Origin of the sequence: Deinococcus sp. AB2017081 (genome assembly GCF_034440735.1) — a bacterium.
Lineage (GTDB): Bacteria > Deinococcota > Deinococci > Deinococcales > Deinococcaceae > Deinococcus > Deinococcus rufus.
This window is the reverse complement of record NZ_CP140098.1, coordinates 1,566,183-1,589,252: the sequence shown is the minus strand read 5'-3', so window position 1 is coordinate 1,589,252 and position 23,070 is coordinate 1,566,183. Positions and strand designations below refer to the sequence as shown.

The 23,070-nt window shown below is 68.2% G+C and carries 18 protein-coding genes; 3 read left to right on the top strand and 15 right to left on the bottom strand.

The features are described 5' to 3' along the window. The 8 genes from U2P90_RS07745 to rbfA all read right to left on the bottom strand — a co-directional run bounded on the left by U2P90_RS07745 (position 1) and on the right by rbfA (position 6,425). Complete coding sequence (locus U2P90_RS07745) at positions 1 to 567, bottom strand: helix-turn-helix domain-containing protein (protein ID WP_322474463.1); 567 nt, start codon at positions 565 to 567, stop codon at positions 1 to 3. A gap of 51 nt (positions 568 to 618) precedes the next feature. Further along, positions 619 to 1,284: a response regulator gene (locus U2P90_RS07740; RefSeq protein WP_295820447.1), complete on the bottom strand. Its 666-nt coding sequence runs from the start codon at positions 1,282 to 1,284 to the stop codon at positions 619 to 621. Beyond that, positions 1,281 to 2,381, bottom strand: a complete 1,101-nt coding sequence (locus U2P90_RS07735) for a DUF4097 family beta strand repeat-containing protein (RefSeq protein ID WP_322474462.1) — start codon at positions 2,379 to 2,381, stop codon at positions 1,281 to 1,283. The genes U2P90_RS07740 and U2P90_RS07735 overlap by 4 nt, the downstream gene beginning before the upstream one ends. Next, complete coding sequence (locus U2P90_RS07730; RefSeq protein WP_322474461.1) at positions 2,378 to 4,111, bottom strand: sensor histidine kinase; 1,734 nt, start codon at positions 4,109 to 4,111, stop codon at positions 2,378 to 2,380. The genes U2P90_RS07735 and U2P90_RS07730 overlap by 4 nt, the downstream gene beginning before the upstream one ends. A gap of 222 nt (positions 4,112 to 4,333) precedes the next feature. Beyond that, positions 4,334 to 5,137: a BON domain-containing protein gene (locus tag U2P90_RS07725; protein WP_322474460.1), complete on the bottom strand. Its 804-nt coding sequence runs from the start codon at positions 5,135 to 5,137 to the stop codon at positions 4,334 to 4,336. A gap of 91 nt (positions 5,138 to 5,228) precedes the next feature. Continuing rightward, on the bottom strand, positions 5,229 to 5,705 hold the full coding sequence (locus U2P90_RS07720) for an NUDIX domain-containing protein (protein WP_295820456.1): 477 nt from the start codon (positions 5,703 to 5,705) through the stop codon (positions 5,229 to 5,231). A gap of 22 nt (positions 5,706 to 5,727) precedes the next feature. Beyond that, positions 5,728 to 6,141, bottom strand: coding sequence for an acyl-CoA thioesterase (locus U2P90_RS07715; RefSeq protein WP_380103527.1), 414 nt, complete (start codon positions 6,139 to 6,141; stop codon positions 5,728 to 5,730). Next, positions 6,138 to 6,425 carry a 30S ribosome-binding factor RbfA gene (gene rbfA, locus U2P90_RS07710; RefSeq protein ID WP_295820459.1) on the bottom strand — a complete coding sequence of 96 codons (288 nt, stop codon included), beginning with the start codon at positions 6,423 to 6,425 and terminating at the stop codon, positions 6,138 to 6,140. Before rbfA ends, U2P90_RS07715 begins: the two co-directional genes overlap by 4 nt. Positions 6,426 to 6,600: 175 nt before the next feature. Here rbfA and U2P90_RS07705 point away from each other — a divergent pair, with 175 nt between their 5' ends. Next, positions 6,601 to 6,981 (top strand): hypothetical protein, encoded by a 381-nt coding sequence (locus U2P90_RS07705; protein ID WP_322474459.1) that lies wholly within the window; start codon positions 6,601 to 6,603, stop codon positions 6,979 to 6,981. 9 nt (positions 6,982 to 6,990) lie between these two features. Here U2P90_RS07705 and U2P90_RS07700 read toward each other — a convergent pair whose 3' ends face one another. The 3 genes from U2P90_RS07700 to U2P90_RS07690 all read right to left on the bottom strand — a co-directional run bounded on the left by U2P90_RS07700 (position 6,991) and on the right by U2P90_RS07690 (position 11,115). Next, positions 6,991 to 8,364 (bottom strand): LysM peptidoglycan-binding domain-containing protein, encoded by a 1,374-nt coding sequence (locus tag U2P90_RS07700; protein ID WP_322474458.1) that lies wholly within the window; start codon positions 8,362 to 8,364, stop codon positions 6,991 to 6,993. A gap of 145 nt (positions 8,365 to 8,509) precedes the next feature. Beyond that, a complete protein-coding gene (locus tag U2P90_RS07695) occupies positions 8,510 to 8,992 on the bottom strand; it encodes a hypothetical protein (protein WP_322474457.1) in 483 nt (160 codons plus the stop codon). 95 nt (positions 8,993 to 9,087) lie between these two features. After that, positions 9,088 to 11,115: a vWA domain-containing protein gene (locus tag U2P90_RS07690; RefSeq protein WP_322474456.1), complete on the bottom strand. Its 2,028-nt coding sequence runs from the start codon at positions 11,113 to 11,115 to the stop codon at positions 9,088 to 9,090. 272 nt (positions 11,116 to 11,387) lie between these two features. Here U2P90_RS07690 and U2P90_RS07685 point away from each other — a divergent pair, with 272 nt between their 5' ends. Further along, positions 11,388 to 13,409, top strand: a complete 2,022-nt coding sequence (locus tag U2P90_RS07685; RefSeq protein WP_322474455.1) for a DNA gyrase subunit B — start codon at positions 11,388 to 11,390, stop codon at positions 13,407 to 13,409. 198 nt (positions 13,410 to 13,607) lie between these two features. Here the strand turns inward: U2P90_RS07685 and U2P90_RS07680 are convergent, their stop codons facing one another. From U2P90_RS07680 to U2P90_RS07665, 4 genes are all read right to left on the bottom strand, one after another. Then, the gene (locus tag U2P90_RS07680) at positions 13,608 to 15,167 is read right to left on the bottom strand and encodes a S8/S53 family peptidase (RefSeq protein WP_322474454.1); all 1,560 of its coding nucleotides are present in this window, start codon (positions 15,165 to 15,167) and stop codon (positions 13,608 to 13,610) included. A gap of 54 nt (positions 15,168 to 15,221) precedes the next feature. Beyond that, positions 15,222 to 17,618 (bottom strand): tetratricopeptide repeat protein, encoded by a 2,397-nt coding sequence (locus U2P90_RS07675; protein ID WP_322474453.1) that lies wholly within the window; start codon positions 17,616 to 17,618, stop codon positions 15,222 to 15,224. Between the two features lie 286 nt (positions 17,619 to 17,904). Continuing rightward, on the bottom strand, positions 17,905 to 19,614 hold the full coding sequence (locus U2P90_RS07670) for a S8 family serine peptidase (RefSeq protein WP_322474452.1): 1,710 nt from the start codon (positions 19,612 to 19,614) through the stop codon (positions 17,905 to 17,907). 63 nt (positions 19,615 to 19,677) lie between these two features. Continuing rightward, entirely contained in the window at positions 19,678 to 22,071 is a 2,394-nt protein-coding gene (locus U2P90_RS07665) for a tetratricopeptide repeat protein (protein ID WP_322474451.1), read from the bottom strand. 117 nt (positions 22,072 to 22,188) lie between these two features. Between U2P90_RS07665 and U2P90_RS07660 the strand changes: the two genes are divergently transcribed. Then, the gene (locus U2P90_RS07660) at positions 22,189 to 22,827 is read left to right on the top strand and encodes a cyclase family protein (RefSeq protein ID WP_322474450.1); all 639 of its coding nucleotides are present in this window, start codon (positions 22,189 to 22,191) and stop codon (positions 22,825 to 22,827) included. Positions 22,828 to 23,070 lie beyond the last annotated feature (243 nt).

The window sequence follows — 23,070 nt, the reverse complement described above, 5'->3', positions numbered from 1 at the left end:
TCAGCTCCGGGCCAGGGCAATGACGTAGGTGCAGGGCGCTGCGAGGTCGTTGGCCAGGGTCACGTCGGCGGGCGGGCCGAAGCCCAGCGTGTCGCCGGGGTGCAGCTCGTGACGTTCGGTTCCCTCGGTGACCGTCAGGGTTCCGGCCAGCACCCACAGCACCTGCCGGATACGGGCATAGCTGGCGGCCGGCAGGGTGGCGCGCTGCCCGGCAGGCATGACCACCTGCACGACCTCGACCGGATGATCGGGCCGCATGAAGACCTGGGTGCGCGTGTAGCCCGTCTCCGGATCGCGCCACACGGGCTGGTCGGCAGCGCGGGTCACGCGTTCCCCCCCGGTCTCGGCCCGGAGCAGCAGCCCGGCCAGCGTCAGGTCGAAGGCCCCGGCAAGGCGCACCAGCAGCGCGGCGGTGGGACTCATCTCTCCGCGCTCGACCTTGCTGATGCTGGCCTTGGCCACACCGCTGCGCTGGGCAAGGTCGGCCAGCGACCAGCCCCGCGACTCCCGCTCCAGCCGGAGCCGCTGGGCCAGCTGCACCGCCGCTTCGTCCTCTATAGTGGTCATATGTCCAGCATAGTGGACGCAGTGACGACCGGCAAGCTCAGCCGGGCCGGCTCACAGCTCGACGCCGTCCAGGCTGGCGATGCCGTATTTCAGGGCGTACAGGGCGGCCTGGGTGCGGCTCTCCAGGCCCAGCTTGCCCAGCAGGCGGCTCACGTGCGTCTTGACGGTCGCCTCGCTGACGCCCTGGTCGGCGGCGATGTCGCGGTTGCTGTGGCCATGCGCGATCAGCTGGAGCACGATCGTCTCCTTGGGGGTCAGGGTCTCGCGCATCTCGCCGCCCCGGAAATCCCGCACGAGGCGCTTGGCGGCCTCGGGGTGCAGGCGCACCTCACCCCGCGCCGCCGCGTGGATGGCGTCGGCCAGCGTGTCGGAACTCGCGTCCTTGAGCATGTACGAGATCGCGCCGGCCTCGATCGCGCCGTTGACCTTGTGCTCCTCCAGGGTGCTGGTCAGGGCGATGATCTCGGTCTCGGGCAGGCGGCGCCGCAGGTGGCGGGTAGCGGTGATGCCGTCCATGACGGGCATCATCAGATCCATGACGATCACGTCCGGGATCAGGGCATCGGCCTCTGCGAGGGCTTCCTCGCCATTGGCGGCCTCGCCCACGACCTCGATCCTGGGATCCAGGCCCAGGAACAGGCGCAGTCCCTGGCGGACGACGGCGTGGTCATCGACGAGCAGGACGCGAACGGGAAGAGTGGTCGGGGGCATGGTCATGGGCTCTCCTGGAAGCTGGACGTCTGGAGGGGGGGGACGGCGGGCACGCTGGCCGCCGGGAGGGGCACGTCCGTACCGTCCGGCCGCTCCAGGCGCACGTCGCCGCTCCCGCTGTCGATAAACACGTCGAGCTGCGGCGCGGTGCCCGGCGGCGTGCCTTCCGGCAGCACCACGGTATCCCGGTCCGTGAAGCGGATCCGCACCCGCAGCTCCGGGGCCACGTTCAGCACCACCGCCCCGCTCTGGGTCCGGATGTCGAGGTTCCCCGCCCCCAGGGTGGCCGGCGCGGTCACGACCACGTCACCGCTGGCGGTGGTGACCGTTCCACGCGCGAAGGACTCAGGCAGGGTCAGCTGCACGTCGCCGCTGAGCGACCCGGCCCCCAGGGCCAGGGTACGGGCCGTGGCAAGGTTCAGGCTCAGGTCACCGCTCTGGGTGTTCACGCGCAGCGCCTCGGGGCTGGACCGGGCCGCCGCCTGCACGGCGATGTCCCCGCTCCCGCTGACGAGCGAGAACGCCCCCGCCGGACGATCGGGCAGGGTCACGTCCTGGGTGCCGCTGTCTGACCGCAGGGTCAGCGCCCGCAGGCGCAGCGGGGTGAGGTCGAGGGTCTGGTCGCCGCTGCCCGTCCGCGTGGACAGCGACAGCGGCAGCCGCCGCGCCAGCGCCACCGACACGCGGTGTTGCAGGGGCTCCGGTTCGCCCACGATCACGCCTCCCCGGTCAAACCCCCGCACACTCAGCGACACGGTGGCGCTGAGCATCTCGTCATCGCGGCGCAGGTCGACCGCGACCGGATTCCGCCCCCGGTGCAGCGCCGACCCCTGCAGCAGCCACGGACTGGCCGTGTCCAGGGGAGTCACGTTCAGATCGACCCGGTCACCACGCAGGTAGACGCTCGCCGCGCCGGGCCAGCCCTGCGGCGGAACGCCACGCAGCGGCACACTCAGGGGCGTGCTCAGCGCGGCCATACCGGGCGTGGGACTGAACCCGACGCTCTGCCACGCCACCACGCCGCCCGCCGCGGCCACGAGCAGCCCGATCGCCATGCGGCCCAGCACGGGCGGAAGCGGCCGGGACGGCGGCGTGACGGTCACGCGCTCCCCCCCGCCGGGCGGGCGACCGGCACGGACAGCGTGACCGTGGTGCCCTGGCCGGGGGCGCTGCGCACGTCCAGCGTGCCGCCCACGCCGGCCGCCCGCTCCCGCATGCCCCGCTGGCCCAGGGTGCCGGCGACCGGGCCCCCCGGATCAAAACCGCGTCCGTCGTCCCGCACGCTCAGGACGACATGTTCCCCGCCCGCCGGCAGCGCGACGACCTGCACGTCCAGCCACACCTGTCCGGCCCGCGCGTGCTTGACGACGTTGTGCATGGCTTCCTGGGCCACGCGGTAGGCGGCAGCCTGCGCGTCCGGCGCGAGGGGCGGCTCGGCCCGCAGATCGGCATGGACGTTCAGGCCATGCCGGGTCTCCAGCGCATGGGCGTGCTGGCGCAGCGCGGCGACCAGCCCGCCTTCCTCCAGCGCGTCGGGACGCAGGCTGAACAGCAGGGCCTTCATCTCGGACACGCCGCCCTCGGCGAGCCGGATGGTGTACTCCAAGCTCTGGCGGGTGCGGGCCGGATCGGAGTCCAGCGTGGCGCGGGCCGTCTTGGCCCCCAGCGTGATGCCGTACAGCGCCTGCGCCACGCTGTCGTGCAGCTCGCGGGCGAGCCGGGCCCGCTCCAGTTCGCCCGCCCGCGCGCCGGCCCGCTCGATCAGGTGCGCCGCGTGCAGGGCCGTGCCCGCGTGATCCGAGATGCTCAGCAAGAAGGCCAGCTCGTCACTGCTGGGCCGCACCCCCGGTGCATAGCGGGCCCGCAGCACCCCGCCGTCCGGGCCACCCGCCGACACCGGCAGCGTGACCGGGAGGGTCGCCAGCAGCGTGCCGTCGGGCGTGCGGCGCACGTCGGCCGCACCGGGGCCGGGCAGGCGCTCCGGCATCCCGGCCTGCACATCCGGCCACGGCCCACTGCCGGCCAGCAGCGTGCCGTCCGGGGCCAGCAGGATCACGGCGTCGGCCGTGCTGGCCGCCCGCGCCTGCGCGGTCAGGTCGAGCAGGGTGGCGTGCAGGTCGTCGCCCAGCGCCACCCGACCGGCAGCGCGGCGCAGCGCCACCACCTCGCGCCGCGCCGCCTCGGCACCGGGGTCACGTGCCAGGAGCGCCACCGACAGGCGTGTCCACAGCCGCCCGAACAGGTCGATCACGCCGCCCAGCACGATCACGCTGCCCAGTCCCAGCAGTAGCAGGCCCAGGACGGCCTCCACGCTGGGGGTCACTGTCCGCTCGCCCCACACGACCGGCCACGCCTCCGGATTCAGCAGCCACAGCGGCGACGCGAGGCTGAGCACCATCACGCTGAGCAGGGTGCCCAGCGCGACCCAGCACAGCAGGGCCAGAGGCGGCTGCACCAGCACGAACAGCAGCGTGCGGTACGTGACCGGGTCGGCCAGCGTGGTGCGCAGCCACGTGAGCAGTCCTCCCGACACGGGCGGCAGGGGCCGGGCAAAATAGACGCCCAGCAGGCCGGCCAGCACGCGGTGCAGCTCCCCGATCGCGCCCACCAGCCACAGGCAGCCCAGCAGCACGGCTGCGCCCACGAGCAGCGGCAGGGTGAGCACCCCGCCGATCACGCCGCCCGCCAGGAGGGCGGACGCGAACAGGCCGGCGGGCAGCGCCAGCAGCAGATAGATCGCCGTCCGCCACGTGCGCGGCGCGCGCAGCTCGGTCAGCAGCGACCCGGGCCGGGCCGGGCTGGGCGGTGCCGCGGTGTCCATGGGCACCATCATGCGCCGAGCATAGCGGCAGCAACTGGACACCACGTCCCACCAAAGGCGGAACCGGGCGTCCAGTGCAGAGCAGAATTCAGAGGCACCCCAGGGTTCCCTCACGGCCTCTGCATCGAGCGGAGCGAGCACCTGCAGGAGACCGCGGGTACACGTGGAAGTGAGGGGCATCGGTGTCGCCCCTCGACGGAACCGAACACCGCTGTCAGAAGGAGAAGGTGCCGCTCAGCCGGGAATACGGAGCTTGTCGCCGGGGTGGATCAGATCCGGGTTGCTGATGTTGTTGTAGTGGGCGATCTTCTTGTACTCCATGGCGTCGCCGTAGAACTTCTGCGCGATGGCGCTCAGGCTGTCGCCGGGCTTGACGGTGTACACGGTGTCGCCGGACGCCTCGTCCTTCTCCTTGGCGAGTTCCTTGGCCCCCTGGGCCACCCGGATCCCCTTGACGTCCACGCCGGCCACGCCACTGACGCCGCGGGCGACCTGCTCCAGCAGCCGCAGTTCGTGGTCGTTGTCCACGACGCCGCGGAGGATCACCGACTTGCCGCTCTGCAGGACATCGATGGGATCGTCGGACAGCTCACCGTTGTTGCGGATGGCCCGGTGGACGGCCTTGGCGATCTTGCTGGCGTCCTCGAGTTCCTGGATCTCGGCGTCACTGACCGGCGCGGGCGCGGCGGCCTTCGGGGCAGGACGGGCGTTCATGTTGCCGGTGCTGACGGTGGCAGGCGCCGAGGGCTGAAGCTCGGGTGCGGCGTCCACGGCCGGCTCGGGGGTCTCCGGGGCGGCCTGGGCGGGCGCGGCCACCTCCTGCTCGAACGTCACCCCGCTGGTGTCGACGGTCTTCACGCCGTTGATGCCCTCGGCGACCACCCGGATCAGACCGAGGTAGTGCTCGGTGGGCACCATGCCGCTGATGCTCACGTCGCCGCCGCGCTCGGTGACCTGCAGTCCCAGATCCTTCAGGCGGGGTTGCTCGTTCAGGGCGTCCTTGACACGGTCAGCAGTGTTCTTTCCGAATGGCCACATGGCCGCAGCGTACCACCGGCACGGTGCGGATTGTGAGCGTTTCCCCCATCGTACTGGCTGAGGGTGCACGGGCTAGGTCAGGTCGGTTCGCTCAGATCGGGTAGTACGCCCGGGGCTGCCCGCGCAGGAAGTCGCGGGTGGGCACCCAGATCAGCGGGTTGCGTTCCTCGACCTCGGGCGGGGGGCCATAGCGCACCAGGGCCTCGACCTGTTCGAAGGGCACCCACTTCAGGCCCACGACCTCGGGATCGGTGGGGGCCAGGTCACCGCTGAAGTCGGCGGTGAAGCGGGCGAAGGTCGCGTAGCACTCGTTGCGCGTGCCGGTCAGGAGTTCGCCCTCCAGCAGGCTCACGAAGGCCAGATCGGTGACGTTCAGCCCGGTCTCGTGGAGTACCTGCCGCACGGCGGCGTCGCCCAGGGTCTCGCCGGCGTTGGCCTTGCCGCCCGGCAGGCCGTAGAAGATGCTGCCGTCATCCATGCGTTCCTCGACCAGCAGCAGCTGGCCGGCATGGACGAGATAGACGTGCGCGGCGCGCTTGATCGGCAGGGTGCGCGACAGGTGACTCATGTGCCGCGCAGTGTAGCGTGCCTCAGGGCACTCCGGCACCGAGCGCCACGAGCACGTCGTCCGGCAGGCGTGACGGCCGGTAGGCGTGATCCGTGGCGATGTGCCGGGTCTCGCCGGTCGCCAGCAGCTCCTCGCCGCGCAGCACGCGGTAAGCGAAGGTCACGGTGCGGCTGCGCAGCTCGGCCACACGGGTTACGACGGTCACCGTGTCCCCGTACCGCGCGGCGCGGCGGTACTCGACGGTCAGGCCCGACAGCATGAGGTAGTGCCCGCGCGCCTCGATCTGGGTGTACGGCAGCCCGCACGCCAGCATGACGTCGGTGCGGCCCACCTCGAACCACACGGGATAGGTGGCGTGGTGCACCACGCCCATCATGTCCGTCTCGGCATAGCGCACCGCGAGGACGCTGTGAATCTCGGCGGGGCCGACGGTCACCAGCGGGCCTCACTGGCGGCATGGAACTCCAGCGTAGGCGTGCGCCGCATCCGCACGTGCTCGGCCACCTGACGCTGGAGGTGCCCCCGGGCGTGGTTCAGGGCGTCGACCAGATCGTCCACGTTGCCGGTCATGGCACTCACGTACACGCGGGCCAGACCGTAGTCGGCGGTCACGGTCACGCGCTCCACGGTCACGATCATCGGCACGCGCGGGTCGCGCAGCCCGGCGATGGCGTCCCCGAGCACGCGGGTGATCTGGGACTGCACCTGCTCGGGCTTCATGGGTGGCCCTGCGCGGGGTCACGGGCCGGGTGGGGGGAGAACACCATCATCCCCGCATGGTACAGGCCCGCATGCTCCAGGGCTGTGCCCACCGGTCACGCTGCGGTCAATGCCCGGTCACGGCACCCGGCGCACCCTGACCGTGCCAGCGCGGATGCGCGGCAGGAGGCAGGACATGCGACACGACAGGACGACCACCGGACGAACCCGCCAGATCGCCCGCACGCTGCTCACCGTGACAGCGCTGCTGGGCGCAGTGACCACCCACCCGGCGGTGGCCGCCCCCACCCCGGACGCGGCCGTGACCGCCCTGCTGAGGGACGCGCAGCCAGGAGCCCGCTACACCATGTCCGGCAGCGTGGCCGAGACCTGCGACCGGCTCGCGGCGGCCGGCCTGACGCTGCTGGGCGTGGGCGACAGCTCGCGCGACCAGAACCTGCACGTCTTCCACGACGCCACGCGGGGTCAGTACCTGAGCGTCCTGGCTGGCGAGCAGACGGTCATCCGGGTCACGTCCGACCCGCCGACCGCCCGCATGTGGCTGTGGGCGGAGTAGTGCCCGGATTCAGCGCAGGTAGCGGCGGCCGGTGTAGCCGGTGAACACGCCGATGCCGTAGCTGACCTTGCGGACGCTCTCGAGCACGGGCGCCCCGTTCCACGCGATCCCGGTCGAGCTGCCACCGTCGAGCAGCAGCGCGTCCCGGATGCCCAGGCGGGCCATGACCTTGCCCATCTCGGTGGTGGTCAGCCGCGTGTGCGTGCTGACCAGCACCAGATCACGGTTGCTGACCAGGCCCACGGCGCTGCGGGCGGCGCGGCCGAACAGCGCCGGATCGCGGAAGGCGCTGCTGTACCCGGCCGTGAGTTTCCCGCCGGACAGGATGCGCGGCCCGGTGGCGATCACGGTCTCCATGCCCGCCCAGCTCGTGTCCAGCGGCCGCCGCAGCAGCGGGGTGGTGCTGGCCCGGATGGTGGCGCGGTTGTCCGGCGTGATCGCCAGCGCCATGGGAATCCGGCCCCACGTGAGCATCCGCCCCTGCATGACGATGTCGCCGGCCGGCGCAAAGCTCAGCGGGTGGAAGTACGACCCGTTGATCAGGGCACGGGCACTGCTGGCACGGGCGAGCTGCCCCACCCGTGCCCCCCGGCCGAAGGTGTCGGCCGTCGACGGCAGCACCGGCGCGATCAGGGTCGAGCGGTAACGCAGATCCACCGTGATGATCTGCACCCGCACGCCCAGGGGCCGCAGCGTCTTGAAGGTCACGGGCTGGTGCAGCGGGGCCGGCGGGATCGGCACCGGCACGCGGGTGGGCACCAGCAGCTTGCTGCCGGGCACGATGTAGCGGTACGACGTCAGGCCGTTCAGGCGGCGCAGGGCGTCCACGCTCAGGTGGTAGCGGGCCGCGAGGCGCGTGGGCGTGTCGCCGGCAGTCATGCGGACATAGGTGTACAGCGTGCGGACTTCCGTGGTGGGGCGGGCCTTCGGGCGGGCAGCCACCGCGGAGACAGTTCTGGCCGGCACGATCAGCTTCTGACCCGGCCGGATGACGGTCGTCTTCAGCGAGTTTGCCTTCACGAGGGCCGGGACGGTGACCCCGAAGCGGGCCGCGACCCGGCTCAGCCAGTCACCTGATTTCACGGTGTACACGCCCTGTGGCGCGGGGGATTTCGTGGTGGACACCGGCCCGAGCCGCAGCACCTGACCGCTGATCAGCCCGCTGCCCTTCAGGCCGTTCAGGGCACGCAGCCGGGCCACGCTGACGCCGGTCCGCGCCGCGATGCGGGGCAGGGTATCGCCGCGCCGCACGGTGACCGTCCGCGTGGGTGGCGTGGAGGCGATGGTCGTGCTGGACGGAGTGATCTTAGAACCGGACGTCTTGACCGCGAGAGACGGACTGGCAGCGAGGAGGGACGCGACGAGGGGGACGGTGAGCAGCAAGCGTCTGTGCGTAGAGCGTGTGGGCATGGGTTCCAGACAGGGGAGCATCAGCCTGTGACCGCAGCATGAGGCCCGGCCACGGCGGCGTCCACCATGTTCCGGGTGGACACCCGCCGGATGAACGCCGTACCACCGGGCGTGACCGTCACGTGCCCGGCGTGCTGCCCGGAAACACGGCCACCCGGCCGATCATGAAGGTGCAGCCGTACATGAACAGCGTCGCCACCGGCAGGAATTTCAGACCGAGCCGGTGTTCGATCACGCGCCCCTTGATCAGCACCTCGATCACGTACAGCGTCAGCAGGGTGAACGCCACGTACATCCAGTGCTCCCAGTCACGGCTGGGATCGACCGGGAAGCCGTAGCGGGTCGTGCCGCCGCCCGCGTCGGTGGCGCTCGCCACCTTCATGCCGCCCAGCGCGAGGATCACGCCCGTGACCGCCGGCAGCAGGAAGGCCGCCCACGTGACGCGCAGCCACACGATGAACCCGGTACTCACCCTGCCCTTGACCGTCGGGGCAACGCTCCACAGAAACAGCACCAGCGCCGCGACCACCAGCGGCCCGGACAGGAAGAGGCCCAGGGGCGTGTCGAACCGGATGTCGTGAATCTGCCGCAGCCACTCCATGGAGGCAGCCTAGAGCATTTGTCGTCATGGGCGAACCGGATCGGCGGGTGCGCCCGGGCACGGGCGCAGAGCATGGCGCCGCACCCCGGCCGACGTCAGCGTGTCACGTCGCCGGGCAGATCCAGGGTGAGCATGCCGCTCAGCGCGGTGCCGGGCCGGATGGACTCTCCCTCGCCGGGACGTCGCAGGCCCAGGGAGTCCGGGCGCTCGGCCAGCAGGACGACGCCACCCGTGACGGCCAGCCGCAGGCCACGCAGGGCCGGGGCGTCCAGGCTGTCACCCACGTCGGTCAGGCCGGGGCGCAGGGTCAGGGCGTGCTCGCCATACGGCCCCACGACGTGGACGGTCTGCCCGTGCGTGCTGAGGGTCAGCGGCAGCCCCAGGCCCGCCAGCGACCCCAGCGGCAGGGACGGGGCCCGCGCCGGGCGGGCGACGGCCACGCCCAGCAGCGTGGCGGGCCGCACGATGTCCCCGGCCCGCAGCAGCCGCGCTCCCTGGCTGACCTCGATGTCCGGCGGAATCTGCGTGCAGCGCAGGCCGTGCAGGTGCTGCTCGAAGCGCAGGCCGCTCAGGTGTGGCACCCGCGCCAGGTGTCCCACATCAAAGGGGCCGTCCAGCGGGGTGGACACGCCTGTCACCTCTCCATTCACGCCGACCAGGGACAGAAGGCGATCCTCGCTGTATTCGATGCCCTCGACAGCGGGCACGCCGGGCGCGGCGGCCACGGGCGGCGTGGGGCGGACAGGACGCACCGGGGCGCCCCGGGAACGCCGCCGCAGGCCCACCACCGCCGCAGCCCCCAGCAGCAGACACAGCAGCGCCCACGGCAGCCAGCGTGTCCAGCCGGCGCCAGCCGCCGGGGCCGCCACGGCCGAGCGGGAGTCTCCGGTGGCGGCGGGTGACACCAGCGGCGTCCGGCCGCCGGGGGCACCCGTCACGGTCGGCACGGTCACCCCCAGACCGCCGGGAAGCAGCAGCGTGGGACTCACGCGGGTGCCCACCCCCAGGCCGGTGTTCGTCAGGCGCAGGGTGATCAGGCGGGAGCCGGGCGGCGCCCAGACCTCGGCCCGCAGGCCCGCCGGCGCGTTCACGATCCGGGTACCCTCCACCCGCTGCCCGATCGGCGCGGCGTAGCGCAGCACCACGTCCTCGCCGGTCGCCAGGGCCCGGTCGGCGGCGGGGTTCAGCAGCCGCAGCCGTGCGGTGCCGGGCAGCGCAACGCGCAGCAGCACCTGCCCCGGCCGGACACCGTTTCCGACCGGGGCCGCACACAGCAGTGCCGGCGCACCGTAGGGCACGTTGCCCGCCAGCGTCAGGCGCACCCGGCCGCCCTGGACGGTCGGGGTGGCCAGACGCACCGGGGCGCTGGCCGGGCCGGTACCGAGCTGGAGCGCCGTGCCCGACAGGAAGGGCACGGGCAGGCCAGCGGTGTCCGTCACCGTGAGCAGGCCGCCGCCGGTGCCGGTGCGCACCAGATCCGGGGATGTACCGACCGGCAAGGTCACACCGTCGGCGTAGCCGCTGGCCTCCAGTGCACGGCGGGCGGCGGCCGGAATCCCGGTGCCCAGCGCCACGTAATGCAGCCGATCCAGCGGGCCGCGCCCTGCGAAGGCCGCCAGCGCCCGATCCGGCGTGACGGACTGCTGCGGATCGTTGTCGATCCCGTCGGTCAGGACGAACACCGTGGTCAGGTATGTGCCGGCCCCGGTCAGGGGACTCAGGGCCGCTTGCACGCTGCGGTAGAGGTGGGTGTTGCTGCCGTCGGCCTTCAGGGCGGCCAGCGCCGCGTTCCAGCGGGCGGTGCCGGCCGGCGCCTCAAAGCTCTGGCGCGACCGCACTCCGGCATCAAAGGTCAGGAGTTCGACGCGATCGGGCCGGGTGGCCCGCACATAGGTATTGATGGCCGCCGTGACCCGCCCGAAGATGACAGCCTTGCCGTCGCCCAGCCCCTGCATGCTGCCGCTGGTGTCGAGCACGAACACGGCGCGGGTACGGGTCGGGAGTGGCCCGGCCGGCAGAGCACACGCCGCCGCGTCGCTGCGGGCCGGGCCAGAGGTGGTCTGGGACAGGCCGGACGGAACCAGACCGAGCAGGGCGGTGAACAGGGCAACGCGGCGGATCATGCGCCGCCCATTCTGACGTGTGCTGGCCCACGTGAGGTGACGGCGGGAGTCACTCTCCGTGTAGCCTGACCGATCAGCCCCGTATGGGACGGGATTTACCAACATTGAACCGACTCCATCCTATTCTGTTTACAGCGTAATTTATTTGACCGGTTTCAACTGAGGTAGTATACTGAACAGACACTGGACGGTGCCTGAACGCACCCTCCCCACTTCCCTTTCGCAGTCCTTCCCACCGCCCCTGCCCCGGCAGGCCGCGACGCAGGAGAGCCATGACCCAACTGAACGACACGCCCGTGAACGACCTGGTCGAAGAGATCACCACCAATGCCCAACCCAACGCCGACTACACCGCCGCCGACATCTCCGTGCTGGAAGGCATGGACGCCGTGCGCAAGCGCCCCGGCATGTACGTGCAGGGTGGCACGGGCATCGACGGCTACCACCAGCTCCTGACCGAGATCATCGACAACGGCATCGACGAGAAACTCGCCGGATTCGCCACCGAGCTGAACGTGATCCTGCACGCCGACGGCAGCGCCACCATCACCGACGACGGGCGCGGCATTCCGGTGGACATCATGAAGAGCAAGGGCCGCCCGGCCATCGAGGTCATCTTCAGCGAGCTGCACGCCGGGGGCAAGTTCGGCGGCGGCGCGTACAAGGTCTCCGGCGGCCTGCACGGTGTGGGCTCCACGGTCGTGAACGCGCTGTCCACCTTCCTGGATGTCACGGTCAACAAGGGCGGCCAGCTGCATCGCATCCGCTTCGAGCGCGGCATTCTGGTCGAGCCGCTGCACGTGGTCAGCGACACGCCCAGCACCGTGAAGTGGGCGACCAGCGTGAGCTTCCACCCGGATCCCACGATCTTCAAGGAGTTCGAGAACCAGTTCAACTACGACCGGATCCGCAATCGCCTGCGCGAGCTGGCGTACCTGACCGGCATGAAGATCATCATCCGCGACGAGCGCACCGAGCTGCACGCCGGGACCGTCAAGGAAGAGACCTTCTACGAGCAGGGCGGCATTGCCAATTTTGCGCGTGCCCTGGTCACGGACGACAGCAAGCTGCTGTACGACCAGCCCATCGTCATGCGCGGCAAGAACAGCGACGTGGAGGTCGAGGTCGCGTTCATCCACGCCAACACGTATGCCAGCGACAACATCCTGACCTACGCCAACATGATCCGCACCCGCGACGGCGGCACGCCGCTGACCGGCTTCAAGACGGCGTACACCCGCATTCTGAACAAGTACGCCCGCGACAAGAACCTGATCAAGTCCGGCAACCCGGTGCCTACCGGCGACGACCTGCTGGAAGGCATCTACTGCGTCGTCTCGGTCAAGCTGGGCGAGCCGCAGTTCGAGTCGCAGGCCAAGGTCAAGCTGCTGAACTCCGAGGCGCAGACGGCCGTGAACGCGGTCGTGGGCGAGAAGTTCGCGGAGTTCCTGGAAGAGAACCCCAAGGTCGGCAAGACCATTGTGGAGAAGGCCGCCGAGGCCGCCCGTGCCCGCGAGGCCGCCCGCAAGGCCCGCGACATCGTGCGCCGCAGCAACCCGCTGGAAAACGACGATCTGCCGGGCAAGCTGGCCGACTGCTCCAGCCAGGATCCCGCCGAGTCCGAGATGTTCATCGTGGAAGGGATTTCCGCCGGTGGCAGCGCCAAGGGTGGCCGCGAACGCCGCTTCCAGGCGATCCTTCCCCTGCGCGGCAAGATCCTGAACGTCGAGAAGGCCGAGCTGAACAAGATCCTGAAGAACGCCGAGATCCGCGCCCTGATCGCGGCCATCGGCGCTGGCGTGGAAGGCACGGGCGACCGCATGCACTTCGACCTGAGCAACCTGCGCTACCACAAGATCATCATCATGACCGACGCCGACATGGACGGCGGGCACATCGCCACACTGCTCCTGACCTTCTTCTACCGCTACATGCGCCCGGTTGTCGAGGCGGGCTACCTGTACATCGCCCAGCCGCCGCTGTACCGCATCATGGTCGGCCGCGAGAAGAAGGGCACGTACCTGTACGACAACGACGCCCTAAAAGAGCACGTGGCCCGTGCCAACAAGGAAGGCAAGAAGTACGAGATCCAGCGCTTCAAGGGACTGGGCGAGATGAATGCCGACCAGCTGTGGGACACCACCATGAACCCTGAGACGCGAGCGCTGAAGCGCGTGGGCATCGAAGACCTCATTGTCGCCAACGAAGTCTTCGAGAACCTGATGGGCATAGAAGTGGGGCCGCGCAAGACGTTCATTCAGGAAAACGCGAGGTTCGCAGAAATTAGCGTATAAATGTAGAAGATTTTATTCTGGCCAGAGGGGGACGCTCATTTCCAAGCTTCCCCCTCTATAATTTTACTATCACTTAGACAACATCTAGTTTCCAGGTCTAGTATGCCAATACTACGCTCTATCTTACTAGAGATGATAAATGATTATCTTCCGAACACGCAAGATATGAAGACACATCGTATGCACTTAATCTTCACATTATTTGCAAGCAGACAACATTGTATCAAGGTTCAGAACGCCATCCCCACCTTGTTTCCAATCGGCTATATTCTTAGCCATTGGCCAGGGAGTACCTGGGGGCTGGCACTCACTCCACAACGCTAGAGCAGCGCTTAGAATAGGCGTGGCGAAGGAACTGCCCACATAGAGCCGGAGATCCGCTGCCCTGCCCGCCTCTTTCGCAGGCAAATAAAAGACACCAGGCGCGAAGACGGAGGGGCGCGAGACAAGCGTGTTGGATGAAGCTCCTATGCTCGACGTGAGTCCCATAGAGCCAACACTGTATCCACCCTTCCAAGGTTCGGCAGCGTTTGGATCACCAAACCATTGCGCTGGGAACTGATTACACGCGGTGCCTGATGAGCCACAGCGGTCATCATTGCCTGCAGAAGCCACCAGAGCTACGCCGGCATCTCGGGCATCTTTCAGGGCGCCCAACAAGATCTCCTTTCCATTTTGGCTACCGAAACTCATATTGATGATAACTTTGCGCCCGCTTACAGCCTCAGCCACGCCCACGCAAATCGCCTCTATTATCTTCTCTAATTGACATCTACCCTTTGCACATACTCCATAGTAGCGTACGTCACGACCTGGAGCGAGACCAAAAGGTTCCGAGTTAATTAAACGCCCCACCTGAAGCCCATGAAATGGAGAGCTCTCTAATTTTTTTATAATTTGATTGCCTTCTCCTCTAATACTGACCTCCCTACGTGTTGAATGCTCATCATAGATAAGAGATTCGTATTTATATGCAGTATCTAAAACTAAAATGAGCGGTGCATGTCCATAAGGCGGCTCGCTACTTTTTATACTAGATGGTTTTTTGATTATTTCCCACATATACAAATTGTGCTTGATGCGCTCTTCCGTAGTGGTAGGAACAACATGATCCGTAGGTACGCTTGAATCTGACGGGTATGGCATGGTGGTCGGATCAACCAAAAGTAAGTCTTCATGCTGGCCCTGGCCTTCTGTTGCCGCCTGACGCAATGCATCCAAAGTAGGGCTCTGCTGACTTGAAAGTATATCGCCGGTTATATACAAATTTTTGCCACATACTTGACCACGGCCAGGCAGTGACATGATCTTGCTAATCGGGCTGTTCTGTATTATTACTCTAGATGTGTCAAACCTAGCTAGTTCGCGATGTTTTTTGACAACTTCTGGAGATAACAAATCGGCAATTCTTGATGGAGCAGAACTGCTAAAAAGTAACAAGAATCTACCTTTCGCTACTGGATTGAAGCCTCCAAGAGCAACTGGATCAGCAGGCTGAACATCAATAATGACTCCACCAAAAGCTCCATTCGAAGCCGGCCGTAGCAGTTGATAACCCAGAGGAGTGGTCTTAGGGACAGCAAACGAGTACCAATTCTGCTGAGAGGGAATTCGCCTTGCAACGACCGACTGCACCCCCAAATTGAGCGCAACTTCTCCAGAACTGGATCGCAACTGGACAAACCCAAGCTGACCTACCTGCACAGTCCGGAAAGCAGATTGAACAATTTGCTGAGCCATGCCGATACCAGATAGCATAACAAAGAGGATGGGCCACAACCGTTTTAATCGCACCATAATGACCTCCAAAACTCAGGCTAAGAGTGTTGAATGATCGATCTGCGACTGCCACCTTTCACCCAAATTAAGTTTAATCGTGCGGATGAGATCTTCATGGCCCGAATCGCCAAGTATTGCTATTGCAGATCGGAATTCCCCTTCTGACATATCTAATTCACTAAGATTACATGCAATCGCACCGAATAATCTCAGGTCTCCTGAGTTTTCACATCTTATTAGCGCCTTTCTATAATATTCCGCCGCACTATCCAGACGACCAGCAATGTGATCTATCACAGCCAAGTTATTTAGCGCGGTCGCGTGCCCGATGCAGTTCTCTGCTTGCTCAAATGCTTGGCAGGCAAGAATAATAAAATCTTTCGCTTCAGCTGATCTGCCACATAAGTTTAGGGCGTGGAAATAGTTATTCCACAGGATCGCCTGATAGGCAGCAGGGACATCTTTCTTCTGTAATACACTGTCAAATGCTACTTCAGGTCGTATTCCCAGATGGACTTGCGCAAGTGCCAGTTGGATCTTGGCGTTAAACTGAGGCCAATGAGCTCCAGTCAAGGCGTATCTATGAGCAGCAATTCTGAAACAACTTGCTGCAGTTGTCCAGATGTGAGAATACCTTGCCTCCTGGCCCTTAATCATATCTATGTGAGCTTGGATGAGATGGTGACCCTGTCCAACTGTAGGCAAGATCGCCAATGCCTGAAGCTTGTTTCCTTGCCGCATTAAGGCCGTCGCCCAACACACAGCTTGCTCATCACTTCCCATTGCGTCCTGTAAAATCTCGCATACCCTATTAGCCTCGCCCAATTCAAGCAAAGCCCATCCCCGCAGCAACTTCACCGCATCCGTCTGCGGGGCCACCTCCAGCGTCCTTGCCGCCCTAGCCGGATAACCCCGCTTCATCTCCTGATCGGCATACCAGTGTGCATCAACAGCACATTTAGCCTCGTCCTGCCCTTCCCACAAGTCCTTCGCCTTCAGCCAGTAGCGCCATGCACCCTCTTTCGGGTAGGCGCGGGCCAGGTGCAGGTGCACCAGCGACGTGTCCAGCGGATGCACGTCCAGCAGGTCGCGGGCGGGAGTGGTGGCGCGGATGTGCCCTTCGGGCGTGGTCAGGCCCTCGCGGGTCAGACGATCCAGGGCGTGCGCGAGGTCAGCGGCACCGATGCCCAGGGCGGCGCGGGTGGCGTTCAGGTGCGGGGTGTCCTGCGCGGCCAGGGCCAGAAACACGCGGCGGGGCGTGTCGCCCAGCAGAGTCAGGTGCGCGTCGAGCGTGCGGTCGGCGGGCGTGCCGCTCAGGAAGGCCGACAGCAGCGTGGGGTGCCCACCTGTGGCGGCGTGGGCACCGGGATGCACGTCCAGTTCCTGTTCGCTCAGCGGGTGCAGGGGCAGGTGCTGGGTGACGGGCAGAGCGGGCGGTTGCCGGGCAGTGATCACGATGGTCGCGCCGGGATGCTGTCGGGCGGCCAGGGTCAGGGCGGAGCGCGTGGTGTCATCACAGTCCTCCCAGCCGTCGATGGCGATGTGCAGGCGGGTGTCGCGCAGGGTGCTGATCGCGTCGGCGGTGCTGGACAGCGGGTGCGTGGCCAGGGGTTCCAGGGTGCCCAGCGGCAGGCCGTCCACACCGGGGAGGATGCGCCAGCCGCCGCCCGCCGCCAGGGCACGCAGCAGGGCGCTCTTGCCGATGCCGGGGGGGCCGCTGATCCACGCGACCTGTCCGGGGGGCAGGGCACGCAATTGCGCCAGTTCCGCCGTGCGGCCGACGATGCTCACGGGGGCAGGAATCGGCTCCGGGGCCGTGGGCAGGGTCACGCCGAACTCGGCAGCCTCGCGGCGCAGGGTGACGGCCAGGGGGTGGTCAGTGCGGCCCAGCAGCCGCCACACACGGGGAATGTCCTCGGGGTCGATGGGATCGGCCCCCGGCGCGGCGTAGGCGAGTTCGGCGTGGTGGGCGGCACCGGCCGGGTCGCCGCTGGCGTGATGGTGCTCGGCCACGGTGAGCCACGCGGCGCGGGCCTCGGCCCCCAGAGCGGCGCGGGTGTCGAGGAGCCATTCCTCCAGATCAGGGTTCAGGCCCCCCACAACGCCGTGCAGGAACGCGCCCCGGTACGAGTCCACAGCGTCCTGAATTCGCCCGGCGCGGTGGTGGGTACGGAAGTCGGCGGCGTCACAGCAGATCAGCGGCTCGACCCAGCGGTCGTTCTCGCTCACCACGTCACCCAGGGGGCGCAGCCGGATCAGGTTCTGCGCCAGCGAGTTCATGGGATTGGCGGCGTCGGGCCAGAACAGTTCGGCCAGGTGCTTGCGCGGCTGGGTACCCTCCAGGCACAGGTAGGCCAGGAGGAGCAGCGGTTTTTCACGGCGATACGGGGCACCCTCGATGCTCAGGCCCCCCAGCGTGAGCAGCTTCATAGAACAGTGTAGACCCGCCCCCAGAGGGGAAATCAAGAGGAAATGACCGATCGCTCAAGTGGGTCGGATACCCCCTGGCTCGGCCGGACGACCGGCACCTGAACCAGCCTGGGCGCAGAACCATCGTCACCGGGCGGGTTTATCCATCACCCATCGGCGTCCTGGCGGGCAGAATCAGCGGCTGCCGCCTCGCCCTGCTTCTGATCCATCCGTAACAATCGGGAACAGATGAACGGTTGGTCGGCAGGGCAGGTTCGGCGGCCCGTGGAACCGACACTATCCGGGGTCAGGGGCAGGCGTTCACGACACTGGCCAGCGGATTCTGGTGTGGTGTGGTGACCAGCGGCACCACGGGGATGCCGGGCCGGCACGACATCCAGCCCGCCAGGACGCCCGAGACGACCGGGGCCGCAAACGAGGTGCCGAAGTAGGGCAGGCCACCGGACCAGAACTCGCCGGGCGCCTGCACGCTGGGCAGCGGCGTCTGTGCCCACGGGATCACGACGGCGCGGTTGTACGTGGCGAACTCCTGGAGCTCGTCGCGGATATCCCACCCCGCCACACTGAGGAGCATGGTGGGCGATCCCGGCACCATGCCCGTGACGAACTCGTCAGACCAGTCGGCCGGGTAGTGGTGGCACTGGTCGCCCGGCGCGTGGCCCACGCAGTCGTCCCGGTTCCCGTATGACGCGACCGTCGGCACCCCCACCGCCGCCACCTCACGCAGGGCCAGCTTGAGCCCCAGCGTGGGATACGCCCCCCCCAGACTGAGATTGACGACATGGCGTCCACCCTGCCGGGCCTCCTGAGCCACGGCACACAGGGCGTTCACGGTCTCCAGGGTCGAGCAGTCGCCCGGCGCGCGGCCCGGCAGCGTGCAGACCTGCCGGAGGGTGACCGTCGCGTCCGGGGCGACCGCCTGCGCGATCTCGCCCACCACGCGGCCGTGGTAGGGCCGGTTCGCCACGGGCGGCAGGTCGTAGTACAGGACGGGCGTGTCCATCGTGAAGTCGTCTGCGGTGGGACTGGCCGTGTCGAGGACATGAATGGTCACGCCGGCGCCGGAGCCCTGTCGGATTCCCAGCACCGTCTCGACCACGGTGCGGGGCTGTTCGTTGTGGTACGGGATGGCCGTTTGGTAGGGATGTCCGGCGGTGGTGGGATCCACCGACAGGTCGCCAGCGAACAGCAGTGTCAGCAGCGAGATGACCTGACCTGTGGGCACCCCCTGGGACGCAGATCTCAGCAGTCCCGCCATCTGAGTGCAGAACCCTGCGCTGCGACCAGCGACCACGGCAGGCGAGCGGAGGGGTTCGAGCCGGAACGCAGCGTTCCCGCCGGGCATGGTCAGCAGCGGCGTCGCTGGGCCCGGCGACCGGAACGCAGGCAGCCGACGGACTCCAGGCCGGCCCGTGACCGGTTCCGGTACGGCCGTCCCCAGCGGCTGGAGCTCTGGAAACGGAACCTGCGACGTCAGGCGCTCGATGGCTGCGGTGAGTTGCTGAGGACAGCGTCGCTGACATCCGTCCAGCAGCCGCTTCAGCCGTCCGACATACTGCTGCCGGATGTCATCGGCAGCGCCCGGATTGACGTACAGGACGACATCCTCCACAGCCATGCCGGGTGGGAGCACGGTGAGGACGGCCGCTCCCCTCGCCGGTGGGGCCTGACCACCGACCGGCTGCGGTCCTGGGGCCGCCGTCTTCGGGACGGTGAAGGTCAACCACCCCGACGTCGGATCCCGGCTCAGTCGCGCCGGGTGGCCGCCCACCCAGATGGTTCCAGTCTCGGCACGCCCACTCGACCCGGTCAGCCAGACCGGGTCTCCGGGCGCGGCCACCGACGGAAACAGACCGAACGGAGCCGGGGCGGCGGCCGGTGCAGGCTGAGCCCGCGCTGCCGTGAGTGCCGCGCATGCCACGCAGACGAGCAGCCCCAGCACGAGGGCCCGCACACCGCGCCACACGCCCGGACGGAAGTCGATGATCGGGTACATGGTGTCCTCCTGAACCGTACTGTGCTGGACGACGTGTGATCACGCCATGATCACGCACGGCGCTCAGGACGGCAGCGCCCGGAGCGGATCGCCGTCACCCAGGGTGGTGTTGCGGCGGATCAGGGCCACCAGGTCGTGCTGACCGGCCCCGACCAGCAGACTGAGCGAGTCCTCGAAGGCGCTGAGATCACCGTCGATCTCGCTGAGGTTGCTGAGCGCCAGCCCCAGGTGACGGATATTCCCCGTGCCCTGCAGGGTCACCACGGCCAGACGGTAATGCTGCGCCGCCTCACCGAGCCGCCCCTGCAGGTGCCGCCGGACACCCAGGTTGATCTGGGTCGCCGCCAGGCCGAGTTGATCGCCGGCACGATCGAGTTCTGTCAGGGCTTCGACCATCACCGGATCCGCCAGATCCGCCTGACCGATATCGATGAGCACCTGGGCGTAGTTCACGAGCGCGGTGCCCCGCACGCTCGGGACGCCCCGGCTCTCCTCCAGCACGTCCCGGAACGTCTCTGCGGGCGCGCCGCCCAGGCGAACCTTCGCCTTGGCCACAAAGGCCAGCTCGGTCAGCCGCGCTTCCCGGTTTCCGTGCACCTGCCAGACATCCGCCGCAACCTGGCTGTGCCTGCGCGCGTCCTCCCACTCGCCCCTCAGAAACGCGGCTCCCGCCAGCACACTCGCCGCCCTGGCGGCCTCGGGGCCACTTCCCGAGACCCGGCTGGCGAGCTGCACGGCCTCGTCGGCCCGGCCCAGCCGCACGAGTGCCGTCGCGCGTGCCACCGCGGCTCCGACCGTCTGCTGCTCCTGACTGCCCAGCCCCTCCAGCCGGGCGAGGGCCTCGGCGTAGCGGCCCACGCCCAGCAACGCCCAGGCGTGCTGCACCGCCAGATCAGTACGGTCGGCGAAGGCGTCCAGCAGCTCGGCCGCGCGTCCCGGGTAACCGCGCTTCAGGAGGTCGGCGGCGCGCAGGCCGGCGGCCACCGCCGCGCCATCCTCGTCGCTGTCCTCCCACAGGTCGCGGGCGGCCTCGTAGTGGGGCCACGCGGCCGGGCCGCTCAGGGCGCGGGCGAGTTTCAGGTGCAGCAGCTTGGCGTGGACCGGCACCTGCTCCAGCAGGTCGCGGGCGGCGGCGGCGGCATACACGTGCCCGCCCTCTGCGGTCAGTCCCTCCTGCGTGAGGTGCGACAGGGTCAGCGCGAAGGCGTCGGCACCCATGCCGGTCGCCCGCCGGGTCGCCCGCAGATCCGGGGCATCCTGGAGTGCCAGCATCAGGTAGGTGTCGCGCACCGGGGCGGGCAGGGCCCGCACGCGCGCTCCCTGGCGCACGTCGAGCGGCTGCCCGCGCAGGGCGGCAGCCACCAGCGTCGGGTGGCCCTCGGTGCGCTCGTACAGGCCGGGGTGATCGCGCAGATCGTCCGGGGTGAGCACGTCCAGCTGGAGGTGCACATCCACGTCGAAGGCCGGGTGCAGCCGGGAGGTGATCACGAGGGCCGCGCCGCGCCGCTCACGGGCCGTGTCCTCGATGAGCTGCCGGGACGCACCGTCCGTGGCCTCCCAGACATCCAGGGCGACGCGCAGGCGGGGATCGCGCAGGACACTGGACACCGCGCCGGCCGCCGACGGCCGCTGACGGGTCAGGGGATCCAGGGTGGCGAAGGGCGCACTGTCCTGGCCGTGCAGGACGCTCCACCCGCCGCTGCGGGCCAGCGCCTCGATCAGGGCGGTCTTGCCCATCCCGGCGTGCCCGGTGATCCACGCGACGTGCCCAGGGGCCAGATGCGTCAGGATCCGCAGCGGTGCCTCGCGACCCACGAAGGGCGTGGCCGGCGGCACCGGCGCGGCATGCAGGGTCAGGCCCAGGTCACGGGCCTCACGCTCCACCTGGGCCGCCAGCGGGTGGCCGGTCAGTGACAGCAGGTGCCACAGCTTCGGGAGTTCCAGTTCGTCGGCGGGCGGCGCGCCGCCCACAGTCAGGGCGCGGGCCGCGAGATCGGCGGCCTGGGTGGCGTGGCCGTGCGCCGCCGCCTGGGTCGCCAGCACGATCAGGGCCCCCCGCGTCTCGCGGGCCAGCGCCTCGCGGGTCTCGTACAGCCACTCCTCCAGATCCGGGCCGAGGGGCACGGTCAGGCCGTCCAGGTACGCGCCGTCGTACTCGGCCACGGCGTCGGCGTGCCGGCCCTCGCGGATGGCCGCGCGCAGGGTGCAGGCGTCGCACACCATTCCCGAGGCGACGCGGGTGCCGTCCTCGATCAGGGCACCCGGCAGGCTGCGCAGATGCACGAGGTGCTGCGCCAGCGAGTTCATGGGATTCGCGGCGTCGGGCCAGAACAGTTCCGCGAGCCGCCGCCGGGCCTGTGGCCCCTCAATGCACAGGTACGCCAGCAGAAGCAGCACCTTCTCGCGCCGGAAGGTCATGCCCTCCACAGACAGCTGACCCAGCGTCCGCAGTCTCATGAACGTATTGTGGGTGACACCACGGAGCGGCGCAATATGCGTCATCACGTATGTGCCGGGTACAACGGGCCGGGCCGCTGTCCCCCGCCCTGGCTCTGCCCGCGCGATGATGGGGCCATGTCCGACCTGCACGTCATCGATATCTCCCGTTCCCTGACGCCCGACCATCCGAACTGGCCGGGCGACGCGGCCTTTACCGTGGCGCCCGGCCTGCGGATCGCACAGGGCGAGACTGTGAACACCGGCATCCTGAGCACCAGCACCCACACCGGTACCCACGTGGACGCCCCGTGGCACTACGACGACGCCGGCCTGCGCCTGCACGAGATACCGCTGGACGTGTGGGTGGGCCCGTGTGTGGTACTGGACGTGCGTGGACGTGCCATGGATGGTCTGCTTGCGGCCGCCGTGCTGGACGCCCTGCCTGACGCCCCGCCGCCCCGCGTTCTGCTGCATACCGGCGAGCCCGACCACTGGACGGAGTTTCCCCGCGACTTCGTGGCCCTCTCCCCCGCCCTGATTCGCGGGGCGGCGCAGCGCGGCGTGCGCATGATCGGCACCGACGCCCCCAGTGTCGATCCACTGGAGAGCAAGACCCTGGACGCCCACGCGGCGTGCCGCGACGCCGGCATCTTCATCGTCGAGGGCCTGAACCTCAGCGCGGTACCGGCAGGGTCGTACACCCTGATCTGCCTGCCCCTGCCGCTACACGGCGTCGATGGTGCCCCGGCAAGGGCGGTGCTGCTGCCGGAGTGAGAGGAGCAGAAGAAACGTCGACCAGCACGACCGTCTTGGCCCGCTTTCAAGATGGAGCTGTCCCCAGAGGTGCCTGACTCGGAGAGCAGCGACGCAGCGGGGTCACACGCCGCGTCACCAGATCCACCACCTCTGCGACATTCCGCTCGTCCTGTCCGGCTGAGCGGATCCCGTCCGCGGGCTCGGCCCGATCCCGTACACTGTCAGGGTTGCCCCGGCCGGGCCTGGACGCCCGCCGAGTGA